Raw genomic sequence first — 15,763 nt, forward strand, 5'->3', positions numbered from 1 at the left:
TCCCTTTTTTATGTCTGCTTCTTATGCTGCAGCATTCAATGATGGATAAGAAGCCAACACCTCTTTAATCTTCGCTGCTAAAGCTTCAAACCTAGCTCGTAATGGTGAGCCCGGACGATATACGAGAACGATATTACGCGAGGGTGTTGGGTTAACAGCTGGTACGTAGCATACGCCATCTTTTTGCTTCTCATTAGGGATAGAAAGCTGAGGCAATAACGTAATCCCCGCACCGGCAGCAACCATATTGCGTAACGTCTCCAAGCTGGTGGCTTTAAAACGCTCATCGTCTTTTGCACCAGCGGCAAAACAAAAACCTAACGCTTGATCTCTCAGACAGTGGCCGTCTCCCAACGCTAAAACGGTTTTACCATTCAGCTCCAACATATCAACATGGTCGAGAGAGGCCCACTCGTGGTCACATGGCACTGCGACACTTAATGGCTCTTGATACACTTCGATCTCTTTAAATGGCGCAGTTTCATCAACCGAAGCTAAAACTAAGCAATCTAGTTTGCCTTCTTCCAATTGACGCACTAATTGATGTGTTTGAGCTTCGTGCAGAAATAGCTCCAGCTCAGGAAATGCTTCTTTTATCTGCGGCAGAATTTTGGGTAGTAGATAAGGCCCAACCGTCGGGATGAAACCAATATGCATCGGTCCAGTCATGGCTCCGCTTTGACCGCTTGCCATATCTCTGAAGGTTTTCACTTCACTTAAGATGCGCTTAGCCTGCTCCACCAGCTGTAACCCTGAATCGGTAAACAAAACACGTCGGCTGCTTCGCTCTAAAAGCGTGGTCCCGAGTTCGTCCTCTAGTTTACGAATTTGCCCACTCAATGTTGGCTGGCTAACAAAACATGCCTCTGCCGCTTTGCGAAAGTGCTTATGTTCCGCAAGTGCAACTAAGTACTCAAAATCTCGAATATTCATACTTCACGCTTCGCTTCTTTAACAATAGCTAATACCTATCAAAACCATAACACCAAACGATTAGAGCTATCAAAGGATTTTTACAATAATGGGCTCAACAAAACGAAACAGAGCGACGAAAAACGCTAAGCTCTATACGCATAATTTAAAATAGTTAAAGGAAATCATTATGTTTGTATCTAAAGAAGGTCAACAAGTCCCTCAAGTTACTTTTCCAGTTCGTCAAGGTGACTCTTGGGTGAATGTAACGACCGATGAGCTATTTAAAGGTAAGACCGTTATCGTATTTAGCTTACCGGGTGCATTTACTCCAACCTGTTCATCAAGCCATCTACCTCGTTACAACGAATTGTTCCCTGTATTTAAAGAGCACGGAGTGGATGAGATTATTTGTGTCTCGGTCAATGATACGTTCGTGATGAATGCATGGAAACAAGACCAAGAAGCAGAAAACATTACCTTCATCCCGGATGGTAATGGTGAATTCACCGATGGCATGGGTATGTTAGTGGATAAAAACGACATCGGCTTTGGCAAACGTTCATGGCGTTACAGCATGCTAGTAAAAGATGGCGTAGTGGAAAAAATGTTCATTGAGCCAAACGAACCAGGCGACCCATTCAAGGTGTCAGACGCAGATACGATGCTGAACTACATAGCGCCTGACTACAAAACGCAAGAATCCATCACGGTGTTCACTAAACCAGGCTGCCCTTTCTGTATGAAAGCGAAACAAAATCTGATTGACCACGGTCTTCAATATGAAGAAGTGATTCTGGGTAAAGACGCAACAACAGTTAGTCTACGAGCTATATCTGGTCGCACGACTGTTCCACAAGTCTTTATCGGTGGCAAGCACATCGGCGGTAGCGAAGAGCTAGAAGCGTATCTAGGCTAAGCTGTCCATAGCCTACACCCTCGGTCTCCGGTGCCTTTTGGCTCGGAGGCCAACCCTAAACCACTTCTTCTACTAGTCTAGATAAGTAGTCATCTGCCAATAAGGTGACTACTTATCCAGATTCAACTATCCAATTTACTCTCCAAGCTCAATGTAGCTAGCTTGGCTTAAAACAAAAGCGAGAGTTCACGATGAAACAAGTTAATGTCGACGTAGCGATTATTGGTGGCGGGACGGCTGGTCTTGGTGCTTATCGAGCAGCAAAAGCTCATACCAACAGCGTGGTAATGATTGAGGGCGGTCCCTACGGAACAACCTGTGCTCGTGTCGGATGCATGCCGTCTAAGTTGTTAATTGCGGCAGCAGAAAGTGTTCATCAAATCGAAAAAGCACCTGGGTTTGGGATACACCCGCAAGGTGAAGTACGAATTAACGGACGAGAAGTTATGGATCGTGTAAAGCGCGAACGCGATCGTTTTGTTGGCTTTGTGCTTGAAAGTGTCGATGATATTCCCGCTGAAGACAAACTATCGGGCTACGCGAAGTTTGCCGATGACCACACTCTCATCATAGATGATCATACTCAGGTCACCGCACAGCGCATTGTTATTGCGACAGGATCTCGTCCAGCATATCCGGCAGCTTGGAATGAACTGGGTGATCGCCTAGTGATTAACGATGATGTATTTGACTGGGATGACTTACCAGAGTCCGTGGCAGTATTTGGCCCAGGAGTCATCGGCCTTGAATTGGGTCAGGCTTTACACCGCCTAGGAGTGAACGTGAAGCTCTTTGGCCTTGGAGGACAAGTGGGCCCACTGACAGACCCAGAGGTGATGGCGTATGCAGATAAAGCCTTTAAGGAAGAGTTCTACCTTGATGCAGATGTAAAAGTCGAAAGCATGAAACGCATTGCTTCGTCAGACAATGACGGCGAAGACAAGGTCGAAATCCAATTCATCAACCACGATGGCGAATTAGAAACTTTCGTTGTCGATTACGTATTGGCCGCAACGGGTCGTCGTCCAAACGTCGATAAGCTGGCGATCGAGAACACCAATGTGGCGCTCGATGAACGTGGCATACCAACGGCAGATCACTATACATTGCAAACTTCGGTAGAGAGCATCTTCATCGCAGGTGATGCAAGTAACCAAATTCCACTGCTGCACGAAGCCGCTGACCAAGGCCGGATTGCTGGAGACAACGCAGGCCGTTTCCCAGATATTCGTGCGGGTCTGCGTCGCTCACCAATTTCAGCCGTGTTCTCCGACCCTCAAATTGCTATGGTTGGAGAAACATATAAACAACTAGAAATACGTCTAGGCACATGTGGATGTTTCGCAACCGGTGAAGTCTCGTTTGAAAATCAAGGACGTTCGCGCGTCATGCTTCGTAATAAAGGCATTCTGCATGTCTACGGAGAGCAAGGCACTGGACGTTTTTTAGGTGCAGAAATGATGGGCCCGAATGCAGAGCATCTTGCTCACCTTTTAGCATGGGCGCACCAAAATAGGATGACGATTTCTGAGATGTTAGATATGCCCTTCTATCACCCAGTGATTGAAGAAGGCGTCCGCACCGCTCTACGTGATTTGAATGCAAAACTACACTTAGGGCCAGAAATGGTGAAACATTGTCTTGACTGCGGCCCAGGCTGCTAACGCTTTCAGGCTTCTATCTAAATATAAAGCAAAGCCTCGTCATCAACGAGGCTTTGCTTTACTACTTTGGCGCAATGAAATCTCTCTTACGCTGCCATCATTGCATAGCGACTGACCATACAAATCGCGACAACACCGATCATACAGAACCCACCAGCGATACTCAGCGCAAGTTTCAACTCTGTCGACATCATTATATTTCCTGTTAAAGACTGACAGCGCACCATACATCAATTACGTGCCACAAAGCTTTTACAAAGCTAACTTTCCATTTTTGGTTGTGTCATGGCGCTCTAAGTCCGGTACAAGAAACGCTTTCCACCATATAGTTAGATATATAATCTGAAGCAACACTAATGGTTTGGAAAACACTATGACTTGTCGCCGCTGCGAAGAACATTGGTTTTGGAAAAAACTTGGACGTTGCCAACGATGCTTGGATCAATTGACGGTACTTTCTGTACTGTGTTGGATTGTATGGTGGTTTACGCTCAAAGATGATCCACAAAGCATCGAGTCGATCGCTTTGATCTTTGCCGGCTTCGCTTTCAACGTTTTGTTGTTTTTACACTTATGGATGCGTTTTGTCATCTTGCCTTGGCAGCGTCGACGGGGACAAAAAAAGACGAATAAAAAAGAGAAAAGTGACAGATAGAAAAAAGCCCCAAAACCAATGTCAGTTCTGGGGCTCTCTTAGATTCTTCTAAGAAAAAGCAGTGGTACTTTAATAGACCGGGCTTCCTCTCAAAGGTTCCAAATTTTTTCGATTTTTTTAGCGAATACTGATGTAAGTAAGCAGGAAAATGACTATGTCATTGAATGCTAATAAAATCACTCCACAACTTCAGTTCATGCCACATGCGTTTTTTGGATCACTTGCTCCATTAAATTGATCTCAAGCGCTACCTCATCACATGCATGTTGACGTGGGCACTGATCGCAATCTTTCAGAACTTTCTCCGGCAGTAATGACTTCGATGTCGGTAAAAAGCTTTGCTTCATAAAGAACTCAGGCGTTCGCGTTAGAACAAAGACTTTCTTGATCGCCATCTGGCGCGCTTTCTCAACCAAATAGTTCACAATCGCACTGCCCTGCCCTTGGCCTTGCCAGCCCGCTTCGATACCAAGAGAGCGTATTTCAGCCAACCCTGAGTCATACACATATAGAGAAGCGCAACCCGTCACTTCACCATGATGCTCAGCCACCGCGAAAGAGCCAATATCTCTCACGAGCTCATTACGAGAGCGCGGAAGATTCTCACCAAGGTTCGCCCAGTAAGCAACCATACCTTCCAACGTTTCAATGTCCGTCAAACGTGCAGGACGCACTTTCACCGCCGAGCTATCACGTTGGCTCAGGCGCTTATCCGCTTGTTCTACCGCGTAAGCGACCTGGTGAGGAGAAACACCACCCAAAGCACAACGCTTTTCCAAACACGAATCGATAGTCAGAATGTCATACACATCCGCTTCAATGACTTCTGAGAAGGCTTTTAACTCTTCGAGAGACAGTTCTTCTAACGCACAACCTTTAGCAATAGCACCAACGACCGCGACACCGACGATGTGGTGAGCTTCACGGAATGGTATGCCTTTCGCCACTAAGTAATCAGCTAACTCCGTCGAGTTTGCGTAACCTTGTTTCGCCGCTTCTAGTGTGCGCTCGCCATTCACTTTAATACCGTCAAAACACAGAGCTGCCATTTCCATGCAGTCGTTCCATGTATCTAAAGCATCAAACAACCCTTCTTTATCTTCCTGCATGTCTTTGTTGTACGCCAATGGCAAGGCTTTAACTGTCATCATCATGCTCGATAATGCGCCATAGACACGCCCTGTCTTACCACGGATCAACTCAAGTGCATCTGGGTTTTTCTTCTGTGGCATTAATGACGAACCAGATGTCACCGTATCCGCTAACTCAATGAAGTTTGACTCGCCTGAATTGTAGAAGATCATATCTTCTGCAAGACGAGAAAGGTGAAGCATAGAAATCGACGCCACCGACATCAGCTCCATCACATGATCACGATCTGAAACCGAATCGAGTGAATTACGCGTAGCACGGTGGAAACCGAGATTATGTGCTAATTGTTCGCGATCAATCGGATAAGCCGTTCCCGCTAAAGCACCCGAGCCAAGTGGACAAGTGTCGAGACGCTGTAAGGCATCATTCAGACGAGAGTAGTCACGCTCGAACATTTCAACATAAGCCAAGCACCAGTGAGCAAAGGTTACAGGTTGAGCACGCTGAAGATGAGTATAGCCTGGCAATACGGTGCCTTGGTGCTGTTTAGCAACATGGACCATCTGTGCTTGTAGGCGATCTAAAGCAATCAATAATTGCTGACCTTGCTGACGACACCAAAGTTTCAAGTCTGTGGCGACTTGGTCATTACGAGAACGCCCAGTGTGGAGTTTTTTACCTAAATCTCCCACTTTACTGATTAGCTGCTGTTCAACCCAAGAGTGGATATCTTCTGCATCAGAGCGAAGAATTTGGTGAGGGTCTTCCATCACTTCTAACTTCAGCTCATTTAAAGCAAGTTCCAGTTTTTGCTGTTCTTCTGCCGATAGCACATCAACAGAAAGCAGAGCTTTAGACCATGCGATTGAACCTACGATGTCTTGCTCAGCCAATCGGTAGTCAAAACGCAACGAATCATTGAACTCTTTAAATCTGGTGTCTGCCGCTTGGGTAAATCTTCCGCCCCATAATGCCATTGCGTCTCTCCTGATGACTATTGCTTACTCTAACGTTCTCGAATGAGTAGTAACCAATTTGATGGTCATTTGCTCACTTTTTCTTATGGGTCAACGTTACGGCAATTTCGATAAAAAATAAAGTATAAATTCAATATTTTTACATATATATTCAAGCCAACTTTAGATACCCGCTTTTAGAAACCAAAAGACCCGCCTATAAATGGCGGGTCTTTATTCAATCCAAGATGGATGTTAAGGGATTATTTCTTCTGGCTGTTCAATGCACGAATACGGCTTGATAGCGAGTAAAGACGGATGAAACCACCTGCATGGCTTTGGTCGTATACTTCATCTTCACCAAAAGTCGCGAACTCTTCTGAATACAAGCTGTTGTCAGAACGTTTTTGCGTCACTGTCGCTTGACCTTTGTAGAGCTTAACAACCACTTCGCCATTCACGTCTTGCGCTAACTCTTCTGAAGCAGCAAGGATCGATTTACATAGTGGGGTAAACCAACGGCCATCGTATACAAGGTGAGACGCTTTTAGACCTAGCTCCTCACGGAATTCGAATGATGATTTGTCTAGCACAAGCTGCTCTACAGCACGCAGCGCTTCCATCATGATGGTGCCTCCCGGTGTTTCATAACAACCACGAGACTTCATCCCAACAAGACGGTTTTCCACGATATCGATACGGCCAACACCGTGCTTAGCGCCCTTCTCGTTTAGGTAAACCAGTGCGTTGTATGGTGTCATCGCTTCACCATCAACTTCGACCACTTCACCTTTTTCTACTTTCAGCGTGACGTATTCCGCTTCATTTGGCGCTTGCTCTGGGTCGACAGTCCACACCCAGCAGTCTTCGTTTGGTGCGTTCCACGTATCTTCTAAAACGCCGCCTTCCGTCGAAATGTGCCATGCGTTTGCATCACGTGAATAGATCTTAGTAAGAGACGCAGAACAAGGAATATTACGCTCAGCGAGGTAATCCAAACACTCTTCACGGCTCACTAGGTCCCACTCACGCCAAGGTGCAATCACTTGTAAGTCCGGTGCTAGTGCTGCAAATGCACCTTCGAAACGCACTTGGTCGTTACCTTTACCTGTACAGCCATGACACAGTGCGTCCGCGCCCACTTTACGTGCCACTTCAACCTGCGCTTTAGCAATGATTGGACGCGCCATTGATGTACCTAGCAGGTACTTACCTTCGTAGTACGCGCCGGTTTTTAGTGTCGGGTAAATGTAGTCTGCGACCATTTCTTCTTTCAGGTCAGCGATGTAGCATTCAGAAGCACCAGAGGCTTTTGCTTTCGCTTCAATGCCTTCTAGCTCTTCGGCACCTTGACCAACATCGGCAACGAAAGCCACTACTTCACAGTCGTAGTTCTCTTTTAGCCACGGGATGATTACTGAAGTATCTAGACCGCCTGAGTATGCGACTACCACTTTATTTACGTTCACTTTGCTCATGTTTTTTCTCCAAACTTAACTGGCGCTGCGCTCGGCGGTCAGTGCCAACTACGACTTCCTAATATTGAATTCTTTTGCTGATGCTTATTGAGGCAAGAATTGAGTACCAATACTTTCACCAGCGAATAACTGTGCTAATTTTTCTGGGTAACGCCAGGTCGCGACTTCAATTGGACGGCCAAGATCATTGGCGGCCTCCAAAGCAGCTTTAACTTTGACGATCATGCCATCGGTGATCACATGTCCATCGATCAACGAGTTAGCTTGCTGCTCTGACAGGGTTTTGATCAAATGGCCTTTTCCATCTAATACACCACTCACGTCTGATAACAGGACTAACTCCGCATCTAATGCGCCCGCAACCGCGACTGCTGCTTGATCAGCATTCACATTCATCATCTGGCCATCTTTGGTTAAACCAATTGAACTGATGATCGGCAGTGCACCTGTGTTTAGCACCGCTTGTAATAGTGCTGAGTCACCCGGTGATGCTTTGCCTACAGCGCCGAGTTCTGGGTCAAGTTCTTCAACAAGACACAAACCACCATCCGCAAGGCTAAGGCCCACAGCGTTAAGACCGTCCGCAATCGCTTGACCTTGAAGTAACTTATTCGCAGTGCCTGCAAGCGCGCCTGCAATCACAGGAATTTGATCGTAAGGCGTTACGCGTAAACCGTTTTTCTTAACGGTTTCAAGCTGAAGCTTTGCCATCAACTCATCAACTAGGTAGCCACCGCCATGAACGATGGCGATTTGTCGCTGTGCCGATTTTTGGTAAGCCGCAATGGCACCAAAAAGTTGGCTTAAGGTTTGAGTGCATGATAGAGCTGCACCACCTAGCTTAATGACTAAAGGAGCTTGATTGGTTTGCGTCATCGCATTTCCCTCTTTCAACGACTACAGCAACGCTGTCAGTTCTGGGTAACCGTAATGAATATTGAGACATTGCATCGCTTGACTCGATGCACCTTTAAGTAGGTTGTCGATAGCTGAAATCACAATGATGTGTTCGCCTTGTACCTTCCAGCCGATATCACAGAAAGGGGTATTTTCGACATCCTGAATACGTGGAATACCGTCGCCTTTAAGACGCACCGCAGGCTTGCCTTGATAAGCTTGTTCAAACGCCTGTGCCACTTGTGCTTCTGTCACACCTTGCGCAAGCTTCATGGTGATAGTGGCAAGAATGCCGCGTTTAAAGTTGCCGAGGTGCGGAGTAAAAATCACATCGCAACCCAAGTGCTGAGCAATCTCTGGCTGGTGACGATGGTTAAATACACCATAAGGTTGCAAGCTCACTTCACAGAAGCTGTTAACCATGGAGGCTTTACGCCCTGCACCTGATACACCACTGGTTGCGTTGATCACTGGCCATTGGTTGGTATCGAGCAACGCATGTTCTAATAAAGGTTTGATTGCAAGCTGTGAAGCGGTTGGGTAGCAACCTGCTACTGCAATCAAAGGAGTGGTTTTTATTGATTCTTGGTTCCACTCTGCTAAGCCGTACGCTGCTTTATCTAGCCAGTTGTTATGTTGATGTGCGAAGCCATAAAAAGTGTCGTAAAAGCCTTCACTTTTCACACGGAATGCACCCGATAAATCGAATACCTGACAGCCTGCCTCCAAGAAAGTTGGGGCTAAATCATGGCTGACTTCGTGAGCCGTTGCCAAAAACACCACGTCCGATTCTTGAGCGATTTGCAGTGGATCCGTTAGTGGTAAAACTGGCATATCAATGATGCCCGCTAGCTTACCGTGCAGCTGCGCGATGCTCTTTCCCGCATCAACACTGTTGGCGGAAACGTATAAACCTGATAGCGTGAGTTGTGGGTGTTTATTAACCATTAACGCTAACTCTGCGCCGGTGTAACCGCTGGCTCCAATAATCGTGGTTTTTAGCATTGTGTGACATCCATATACTTAAAGGCTCAAATGACTATTCATATTTAATTTCTCCTTTATTTTGATTTTTTATTCATTAAATATGATTTAATATGTGTTTTACATTTTTGTGGTCTGTCTGTCAACAGGAGATTTGAAGAATCCATGCAATTACCAACTTTTCTAGAGGTCTATGAAGGACTCATCAGCACCTCTTCTATCAGCTCCACGGATCCGAGCTGGGATCAGGGCAATGCAAAAGTCATCGAAAAACTCGCATCTTGGTTTAAAGATCTGGGTTTTAGCGTTGAAGTGATCGAAGTCGAGCCAGGCAAGCACAATATGATCGCACGTATGGGTGAGGGTGAAGGTGGCCTTTTACTTGCTGGCCATAGTGATACCGTGCCATTCGATCAAGGGCGATGGAATTTTGATCCGCATAAACTGACGGAAAAAGGCAACCGCTTCTACGGTTTAGGCACAGCAGACATGAAAGGCTTTTTCGCCTTTATTTATGAAGCAGTGAAGAAAGTCGATTGGAGCAAGCAGAGCAAACCACTTTACGTATTAGCCACTTGTGACGAAGAGACCACCATGTTGGGCGCGCGACATTTCACAGCAAACGCCCCATTTAAGCCGGATTACTGCATCATTGGTGAACCCACCAGCCTTGTACCAATTCGAGGTCATAAAGGGCATGTGGCAAATGCCATTCGCGTAACAGGCAAGTCCGGTCACTCATCGGACCCAGCGCTTGGCGTTAACGCTATTGAGATCATGCATGAAGTCATGTTCGCCATGATGCAACTGCGTGACAAATTGATTAAAGAATATCACCATCCGGGTTTTGCCATTCCAAGCCCAACCCTAAATCTTGGACACATTCACGGTGGTGACAGCGCTAACCGTATTTGTGGTTGCTGCGAACTGCATTACGACGTGCGTCCTCTTCCCGGCATTAGCCTTGATGGTTTAGAGAACATGTTGCGCGGAGCATTAAAAGAAGTCGAAGCGAAATGGCCTGGGAGACTGGAGATTATTCCATTGCATGAGCCTATTCCGGGTTACGAATGCCAACATGACCACCCATTTATTGGTGGTGTTGAAGAGATCTGTCAAACCAGTTCAGAAACCGTGAACTACTGTACTGAAGCACCATTTCTACAACAGTTGTGTCCAACCTTGGTGCTCGGCCCTGGGTCAATCGACCAAGCCCATCAACCGGATGAGTTTCTATCCTTCGACTTTATCGACCCCACAATTGATGTGCTTTCAAAGGCGATGGTCAAGTACTGCTGTTAATACGCGTTTAAGCTCGAAAGTCTGTGCAGCTCGATTGAGCTGCATCTTTTTATCTTCACAATTCAGCGCTAGTCTTAACACTTATTTAACTTGTTATTTTGTAATTAATTTTCACTTCTTACTCTATGGCTGCCGTAAATTTGCTCTAAATCAGGAGACAGCGGAATAATTGCAAACTTAGTCTGCTTTATTTGACTATAACTGGTGCTTTTCGCTAGATTGGAGTCTTAACAAGGACAATGGATGTAGTTTTTTTACGAGGCAGGACGACAATGAACGAGAAATACGCCGCACTCAAAAGTAATGTGCGCATGTTAGGCCACTTATTGGGTAACACCATTCGCGATGCCCATGGCGAAGAAATCTTCGAGAAAGTGGAAACCATTCGTAAATTATCCAAATCAGCTCAAGCAGGGAATCAAGCAGACAGGGACAGCTTGATCGAAGAAATCAAACATCTACCTGATGAGCAGCTAACGCCCGTTACTCGCGCGTTTAACCAATTTCTAAACCTCACCAATATCGCTGAGCAATACCACACGATTTCACGCCATTGTGAAGAGCACATTTGCGAACCAGACGCGATTAACTCGCTGTTTTCTAAACTGGTACAAAACGATGTGAGCAAACTGGACACTGCCCAAGCGGTTCGTGATCTAAATATTGAATTGGTATTGACGGCTCACCCAACAGAAATTACGCGCCGCACGATGATCAACAAACTGGTCAAGATAAACGAGTGCTTATCAAAGTTGGAGCTAAGCGATCTTTCTTCTAAAGAGCGCAGAAAAACCGAACGCCGCCTAGAGCAACTGATTGCCCAAGGCTGGCATTCAGACGTGATTCGACAACAACGCCCAACTCCGTTGGATGAAGCAAAGTGGGGCTTTGCGGTCGTTGAAAACTCGCTATGGGAAGCAGTACCGGACTTCCTACGTGAGATGAATGACCGTCTAAAATCTTACCTTGGAGAAGGTTTACCCATTGATGCTCGCCCAGTGCACTTCTCCTCTTGGATGGGCGGTGACCGTGACGGTAACCCGTTTGTTACTCACAACGTTACGCGTGAAGTCTTACTATTGTCTCGTTGGAAAGCCGCCGATCTTTATCTCAATGACATCAACGAGTTGATCAGCGAGCTGTCTATGACAGTTTCAAACGATCAAGTCCGTGAACTTGCTGGCGAAGATCAGCACGAACCATACCGTGCGATCCTGAAGCAATTACGCACTCTGCTCAATGAAACCAAAGATATTCTCGATGCTAAGATCCACGGTCAAAAACTGGCCGTTAAAGCCCCACTGCAAAAAGTCGAGCAACTTTGGGAACCGCTGTATGCCTGCTACCAGTCACTAAACGAATGTGGCATGGGTGTAATAGCCAACGGCTCACTACTGGATACACTACGCCGCGTAAAAGCATTTGGTATCCATCTTGTACGTCTTGATATCCGCCAAGAGAGCACGCGTCACTCAGACGTCTTGTCTGAACTAACTCGCTACTTAGGTATTGGTGATTACGAACAATGGAGTGAGCAAGATAAGATTGCTTTTCTAACTAACGAGCTGGCATCTAAACGTCCGCTTCTCCCTCGTGATTGGGAACCGTCTGAACCCGTCAAAGAGGTTTTGGATACCTGTAAGATTGTTGCAGCACAACCGCGTGAAGCGTTTGGCGCTTACGTTATTTCAATGGCACGTACCGCTTCTGATGTACTAGCCGTTCATCTACTGCTACAAGAAGCAGGTTGCCCTTACCGCATGGATGTGTGTCCTCTGTTCGAAACGCTAGACGATTTGAACAACGCAGAATCGGTCATCAAGCAGCTTATGGGGATTGACCTTTACCGTGGTTTTATCCAAAACCACCAGATGGTCATGATTGGTTACTCTGACTCAGCGAAAGATGCAGGTGTTATGTCTGCTGGTTGGGCTCAGTATCATGCGATGGAATCGTTAGTTAAAGTGGCTGAAGAAGAAGGCGTTGAGCTAACTCTATTCCATGGTCGTGGGGGCACAGTCGGTCGCGGTGGCGCACCTGCGCATGCTGCGCTTTTGTCGCAACCACCAAAAAGCTTGAAAGGCGGTTTACGTGTAACAGAGCAAGGCGAAATGATCCGCTTTAAACTGGGACTCCCAGATGTCGCAGTAAACAGCTTTAACCTATATGCAAGTGCGATTCTGGAAGCCAACTTGTTACCGCCACCGGAGCCAAAACAAGAATGGCGCGACTTGATGGAAGTGCTATCAGAAGTAAGCTGTGAGTCTTACCGAAATGTGGTTCGTGGCGAGCCAGATTTCGTGCCTTACTTCCGCCAAGCAACACCAGAACTCGAACTCGGCAAGTTGCCACTTGGTTCTCGTCCTGCAAAACGCAACCCTAAGGGCGGAGTAGAAAGCTTACGTGCAATCCCGTGGATCTTCTCATGGAGTCAAAACCGTTTGGTACTTCCTGCATGGCTAGGCGCAGGTGAAGCGATTCAATACTCGATCGATAAAGGCCACCAAGCATTGCTCGAAGAGATGTGCCGCGAATGGCCATTTTTCTCAACTCGTCTCGGCATGCTGGAAATGGTGTACTCGAAGTGTAATATTGATATCTCTCGCTACTACGATGAGCGATTGGTGGATGAGTCGCTCCGTCCACTCGGTGAAAAGCTTCGTGCTCAGCTTCAAGAAGACATCAAAGCGGTACTGAATGTAGAGAACAATGAAAACTTGATGCAGCATGACCCTTGGGGACTCGAGTCTATTCGCTTACGCAATATCTACGTTGAGCCATTGAATATGCTACAAGCAGAGCTGCTATACCGCACGCGTCAAACCGAAGAAGCTTCTGCAAACTTGGAAGAAGCGTTGATGGTGACGATTGCTGGTATTGCTGCTGGTATGCGCAACACAGGCTAATCGTTTCATTTTTAATAAAAAGCTGGGCAAATGCTCAGCTTTTTTTTATCACAGGATAATCGCACCAAAACAAAAGCAGTCAAATAAACCATAATAGACCCAAAAAATACCAAAATAAAAGAACAAAAAACCACAAGTTAACACTATTGATTATTATGTTAGTTTTTTAGGGTAATTTTGTCCTACTATTCCACTTCATGCTTATTATTTATATACTACTTGCCTGCTGAGAGCTCATAAATCCAATCATACCTGCTCCAGCCTTGATGGGACTCCCCATCTCTCTAGGTGATAAACGGCTTTAAGGTGACAGGACCAACATTGTTGGTGCTACTTATACATTAAAAAACTCAAGTGCCAGTAAGAGCGCAGCTGAAAGTATAAGTAGCTTGTTTACAAGTTTATTGACCATTTGGATTGAAGACATGTCATTACCACACGTAATCTTAACTGTTCTTAGCACTCGCGACGCAACCGGTTACGATATCACTAAAGAATTCTCTGCTAGCATCGGTTACTTCTGGAAAGCAAGCCACCAACAGGTGTACCGTGAACTCAACAAAATGGCTGAGAAAGAACTGGTTACTTGCGTATTAGAACCCCAAGAAGGCAAACCAGACCGCAAGGTTTACTCCATTACAGACGCTGGTCGCAGCGCTTTAGGAGAGTGGTTTGATCAACCAACTGCACACCCAACAGTTCGTGATGAGTTTTCAGCGAAATTGATGGCATGTGCCGTTCAACCTGCGGCTCCATTCCGTGACCAACTCGCCGAGCTAGTTGAAGAGTCTCGCAAACTGGTTTCTCACTACAAAGAAATTGAAGCGGCTTACTACGCAACGCCGTCAACTTTAGATAAACAAGCTCGCCTAGAACGTCTAACGCTTCGCCGTAACCTTCTGTTACGTGAAACTTGGATCACTTGGGCAGAAGAAGTTCTAACTGAACTTGAAGTGATTGGTTAAACTCCTTTTGCTTTGATAAAACGAAAAAGGCTTGCCACTTGGCAAGCCTTTTATCTTTTTGAAACCAGATTTACGCACCGACTACTGCGCGAGGACGAACACCCAACGTATGGCATAACGCGTAAGTCATCTCTGCACGGTTTAGTGTGTAGAAGTGAAAATCCTTAACCCCTTCACGACTCAGTACACGCACCATATCAATAGCTTGGCTAGCTCCTACAAGCTGGCGAGTCACCGGATCATCATCCAAGCCATCGAATTGTTTGCTCATCCATCCTGGTACTTTCACATTGTTCTGTGCCGCAAAGCGAGACGCTTGCTTAAAGTTCGATACAGGCAAAATTCCTGGCACAATTTCTACGTCAATTCCTGCTGCGACACAACGGTCACGGAATCGCAGGTAAGACTCAACGTCAAAAAAGAACTGAGTAATAGCACGGTTTGCACCTGCATCTACCTTACGTTTTAGGTTCAATAAGTCAGACTGAGCGCTTTTAGCTTCAGGGTGAACCTCAGGGAATGCAGCAACGGAGATATCGAAATCGTGGCGTGATTTCAGCAGCTCAACCAAATCCGAGGCATACATATCAGGCGCACCGCCACCTGGAGGAATATCACCACGCAAAGCGACGATATTTTCAATACCATTGTTCCAATAATCATCGGCAATATTAATCAACTCTTCACGAGTCGCATCAATACAAGTGAGATGGGGAGCGGCAACCAATCCGGTTGTTGCTTTAATTTCTTTAATGATGGAGTGTGTTCTGTCACGCTCGCCGGAGTTCGCACCGTAAGTCACAGAAACAAATTTAGGTTGAAGCGTTTTAAGACGGTGCACTGAATTCCAAAGTGTTTCTTCCATCTTAGCGCTGCTTGGCGGAAAAAACTCAAACGATACATTGATGTTATCTGATAACTCAGCAATATTCTGGTTCAAGGCGTCGATATGGCCTGCGTGCGTATATCCCATCTTACTCTCCCTGCGGCACTCCGCCACGAAAACAAATCCTTAAAATCGACGTTTAGACGT

At 46.1% G+C, this 15,763-nt stretch carries 12 protein-coding genes; 6 read left to right on the top strand and 6 right to left on the bottom strand.

Annotated elements, in window-relative coordinates:
• Nucleotides 1-21: 21 nt before the first annotated feature.
• Nucleotides 22-933 (bottom strand): DNA-binding transcriptional regulator OxyR, encoded by a 912-nt coding sequence (oxyR, locus tag N646_RS09100; protein WP_005381326.1) that lies wholly within the window; start codon nucleotides 931-933, stop codon nucleotides 22-24.
• A gap of 169 nt (nucleotides 934-1,102) precedes the next feature.
• On the opposite strand from oxyR, the gene N646_RS09105 reads away from it, so the two are divergent.
• From N646_RS09105 to N646_RS09115, 3 genes are all read left to right on the top strand, one after another.
• On the top strand, nucleotides 1,103-1,831 hold the full coding sequence (locus tag N646_RS09105; protein ID WP_005382781.1) for a redoxin family protein: 729 nt from the start codon (nucleotides 1,103-1,105) through the stop codon (nucleotides 1,829-1,831).
• Between the two features lie 191 nt (nucleotides 1,832-2,022).
• On the top strand, nucleotides 2,023-3,495 hold the full coding sequence (locus N646_RS09110; RefSeq protein ID WP_017821735.1) for a dihydrolipoyl dehydrogenase: 1,473 nt from the start codon (nucleotides 2,023-2,025) through the stop codon (nucleotides 3,493-3,495).
• A 373-nt stretch (nucleotides 3,496-3,868) separates the two neighbouring features.
• Entirely contained in the window at nucleotides 3,869-4,150 is a 282-nt protein-coding gene (locus tag N646_RS09115) for a DUF3624 domain-containing protein (protein ID WP_017821737.1), read from the top strand.
• 194 nt (nucleotides 4,151-4,344) lie between these two features.
• On the opposite strand, the gene argH is transcribed toward N646_RS09115, so the two are convergent.
• From argH to argC, 4 genes are all read right to left on the bottom strand, one after another.
• The gene (gene argH, locus N646_RS09120) at nucleotides 4,345-6,219 is read right to left on the bottom strand and encodes an argininosuccinate lyase (RefSeq protein ID WP_005382787.1); all 1,875 of its coding nucleotides are present in this window, start codon (nucleotides 6,217-6,219) and stop codon (nucleotides 4,345-4,347) included.
• Nucleotides 6,220-6,461: 242 nt separating this feature from the next.
• A complete protein-coding gene (locus N646_RS09125; RefSeq protein ID WP_017821738.1) occupies nucleotides 6,462-7,676 on the bottom strand; it encodes an argininosuccinate synthase in 1,215 nt (404 codons plus the stop codon).
• Nucleotides 7,677-7,760: 84 nt separating this feature from the next.
• The gene (gene argB, locus N646_RS09130) at nucleotides 7,761-8,552 is read right to left on the bottom strand and encodes an acetylglutamate kinase (RefSeq protein WP_005381333.1); all 792 of its coding nucleotides are present in this window, start codon (nucleotides 8,550-8,552) and stop codon (nucleotides 7,761-7,763) included.
• A 21-nt stretch (nucleotides 8,553-8,573) separates the two neighbouring features.
• Entirely contained in the window at nucleotides 8,574-9,578 is a 1,005-nt protein-coding gene (gene argC, locus N646_RS09135) for an N-acetyl-gamma-glutamyl-phosphate reductase (protein ID WP_017633525.1), read from the bottom strand.
• Nucleotides 9,579-9,722: 144 nt separating this feature from the next.
• Between argC and argE the strand changes: the two genes are divergently transcribed.
• The 3 genes from argE (at nucleotide 9,723) to N646_RS09150 (ending at nucleotide 14,730) form a co-directional block, all read left to right on the top strand.
• Complete coding sequence (gene argE, locus N646_RS09140) at nucleotides 9,723-10,859, top strand: acetylornithine deacetylase (protein WP_017821739.1); 1,137 nt, start codon at nucleotides 9,723-9,725, stop codon at nucleotides 10,857-10,859.
• A gap of 272 nt (nucleotides 10,860-11,131) precedes the next feature.
• The gene (ppc, locus tag N646_RS09145; protein ID WP_005381336.1) at nucleotides 11,132-13,765 is read left to right on the top strand and encodes a phosphoenolpyruvate carboxylase; all 2,634 of its coding nucleotides are present in this window, start codon (nucleotides 11,132-11,134) and stop codon (nucleotides 13,763-13,765) included.
• A gap of 425 nt (nucleotides 13,766-14,190) precedes the next feature.
• Nucleotides 14,191-14,730, top strand: coding sequence for a PadR family transcriptional regulator (locus N646_RS09150; RefSeq protein ID WP_005382791.1), 540 nt, complete (start codon nucleotides 14,191-14,193; stop codon nucleotides 14,728-14,730).
• A gap of 70 nt (nucleotides 14,731-14,800) precedes the next feature.
• On the opposite strand, the gene metF is transcribed toward N646_RS09150, so the two are convergent.
• The gene (metF, locus tag N646_RS09155; protein ID WP_005381345.1) at nucleotides 14,801-15,703 is read right to left on the bottom strand and encodes a methylenetetrahydrofolate reductase; all 903 of its coding nucleotides are present in this window, start codon (nucleotides 15,701-15,703) and stop codon (nucleotides 14,801-14,803) included.
• Nucleotides 15,704-15,763 lie beyond the last annotated feature (60 nt).

It is taken from the genome of Vibrio alginolyticus NBRC 15630 = ATCC 17749 (assembly GCF_000354175.2).
GTDB classification, from domain to species: Bacteria; Pseudomonadota; Gammaproteobacteria; order Enterobacterales; family Vibrionaceae; genus Vibrio; species Vibrio alginolyticus.

Bases quoted from the DNA above. Each gene is read 5' to 3' on its own strand.
- N646_RS09105 (WP_005382781.1), top strand. From the start codon at position 1,103: ATGTTTGTATCTAAAGAAGGTCAACAAGTCCCTCAAGTTACTTTTCCA.
- argC (WP_017633525.1), bottom strand. From the start codon at position 9,578: ATGCTAAAAACCACGATTATTGGAGCCAGCGGTTACACCGGCGCAGAG.
- argH (WP_005382787.1), bottom strand. From the start codon at position 6,219: ATGGCATTATGGGGCGGAAGATTTACCCAAGCGGCAGACACCAGATTT.
- argE (WP_017821739.1), top strand. From the start codon at position 9,723: ATGCAATTACCAACTTTTCTAGAGGTCTATGAAGGACTCATCAGCACC.
- argB (WP_005381333.1), bottom strand. From the start codon at position 8,552: ATGACGCAAACCAATCAAGCTCCTTTAGTCATTAAGCTAGGTGGTGCA.
- N646_RS09110 (WP_017821735.1), top strand. From the start codon at position 2,023: ATGAAACAAGTTAATGTCGACGTAGCGATTATTGGTGGCGGGACGGCT.
- metF (WP_005381345.1), bottom strand. From the start codon at position 15,703: ATGGGATATACGCACGCAGGCCATATCGACGCCTTGAACCAGAATATT.
- N646_RS09115 (WP_017821737.1), top strand. From the start codon at position 3,869: ATGACTTGTCGCCGCTGCGAAGAACATTGGTTTTGGAAAAAACTTGGA.
- N646_RS09125 (WP_017821738.1), bottom strand. From the start codon at position 7,676: ATGAGCAAAGTGAACGTAAATAAAGTGGTAGTCGCATACTCAGGCGGT.
- oxyR (WP_005381326.1), bottom strand. From the start codon at position 933: ATGAATATTCGAGATTTTGAGTACTTAGTTGCACTTGCGGAACATAAG.
- ppc (WP_005381336.1), top strand. From the start codon at position 11,132: ATGAACGAGAAATACGCCGCACTCAAAAGTAATGTGCGCATGTTAGGC.
- N646_RS09150 (WP_005382791.1), top strand. From the start codon at position 14,191: ATGTCATTACCACACGTAATCTTAACTGTTCTTAGCACTCGCGACGCA.